Raw genomic sequence first — 2,063 nt, forward strand, 5'->3', positions numbered from 1 at the left:
AAAATCAGTTAAACATCTTTCAGACATGACCATGCTATTGACTCTGCACAGAATAACATCGCTCACAGAAAAACAAGCAGCCTTTTTAGGCCAGTTGGAAATTTAACCGGACAGTAGTGATAAAAAATAAATTGCTGGGGAATATCACTTCAATCAATTACAGTAATAGCAAAACAAACTTTGGTGTCCTGCGTGGAGATTTTAATACATACGATCAGACGAACCAATCATCTTCTGCAATTTATAGATACAATGATCAGCAGTACAATTATAACGTGCGGTTCGGTATCATCCATAACTGGGCATTCAGTTTAAACCAAAATCATACCTTCGAGTTTAAAAACCTGTTCAATCAGTTAGGAACCTCTCAAGTTACCAATCGTACAGGGGAAAACTTTGAATCGAACTACCTGCCTGACAGTTACTCGTTCAATAATTTATATCGCGGTGTTTACTCAGGTCAGCTTTCCGGTTTACATAAATTCAATCAACAGAATACCATTTTCGACTGGGTGGCAGGATATGGTCGTTCCTATCGTGATCAACCGGATTATAAACGTTATCGCTCCGATGTTAATGCAACAACGGGTGAACGCACATTGTACGTTCCGACAGGAGCCGCTGCTGCCGAGTTTTTGGGTCGTTTCTACTCCAATATGGACGAGGATGTAAAAACAGGTGCAGTGAATCTGGAGCATCACTTTAAAAAAGAGGAAAGCCTATTCAACCCAGTATTGAAAATAGGTGGCTATTTCGAAGATAAACATCGTACGTTTACTTCCCGAAATATCGGTTATGTGCGGGCGAATTCCTCGATGTTCGATAACAGTTTATTAACACAGCCTATCAATGTACTATTCAATTGGGAGAACATTAACACGACAACGGGTATTAGAATAGATGAACAGTCCAATCCCAACGATAATTACAGTTCGTCAAATAGATTGATGGCCGGATATGCCAATATCAATTTGCCCTACAAGGATAAATTGACATTAGTAGCAGGCGTGCGTATTGAGAACAATTTGCAACAGTTGGAGAGTGCCGATGATCAGGGGCCGGTAAGCGTCAATAATGACATTACGAAAATTCTTCCTTCAGCCAATCTCTCTTATAATATCAATACAAAAACGTTGGTACGGATGGCTTACGGAAAGACACTCAACAGACCGGAATTTAGGGAATTGGCTCCGTTTTCCTTTTATGATTTTGACCTCAACTTTACCAACGTTGGAAACCCCTCTTTAAAAACGGCTACCATCGATAATTATGATCTGAAATTTGAGTATTATCCGAATGATGGAGAAATAATAAGTCTTTCAGCTTTCTATAAACGTTTTGCTAATCCAATAGAAACAGTTTTTATTCCGGGGGCGGGTTCCGGGGGCGCCAAAACTTTCTCTTTCGGAAATGCTGAGCTCGCTGAAAATAAAGGGATTGAACTAGAAATCCGGAAATCATTGGCAGGATTGACAAATAGCAAATTTCTAGATGATCTTACTGTTTTACTGAATGCATCCTATATTGATAGTAAAGTTAAACTCGGAGATATAGCGAACCGTCAGTCTGACGAACGGCCTCTTCAGGGACAAGCACCTTATCTAGCCAATGTGGGCCTTTTCTATAATAACGTAAAGAGCGAATGGCAGGTCAACCTTTTGTACAATGTGATCGGGCGACGCATAGCATATATAGGTTATGAAGGTTATCCAGATATTTATGAAATGCCCCGAAATGTTCTTGACTTAACTGTAAGTAAAGCTCTTAATAATAAATTCAGTCTAAAAGCAAACTTTAACGATTTGTTGAATCAAAACTATCTGCTTTTACAGGATGGTAACGGTGATGGTAAATATGATCGCGATAATGACCAGATTATTGCCCGCTACCGTTCAGGTCGACTATTCGGACTTAGTTTGAGTTATAAAATTTTTCAATAAAAATCACTACTGTCCGGTTAAATTTCCAACTGGCCTAAAAAGGCTGCTTGTTTTTCTGTGAGCGATGTTATTCTGTGCAGAGTCAATAGCATGGTCATGTCTGAAAGATGTTTAACTGATTTT

The 2,063-nt window shown here is 39.2% G+C and carries 1 protein-coding gene; it reads left to right on the top strand.

All coding sequences use genetic code 11. The features are described 5' to 3' along the window. Positions 1-116 precede the first annotated feature (116 nt). Positions 117-1,940 carry a TonB-dependent receptor domain-containing protein gene (locus tag RYH73_RS26500; protein ID WP_187340841.1) on the top strand — a complete coding sequence of 608 codons (1,824 nt, stop codon included), beginning with the start codon at positions 117-119 and terminating at the stop codon, positions 1,938-1,940. Positions 1,941-2,063: the final 123 nt, after the last annotated feature.

Origin of the sequence: Olivibacter sp. CPCC 100613 (assembly GCF_036959255.1) — a bacterium.
GTDB lineage: Bacteria > Bacteroidota > Bacteroidia > Sphingobacteriales > Sphingobacteriaceae > Olivibacter.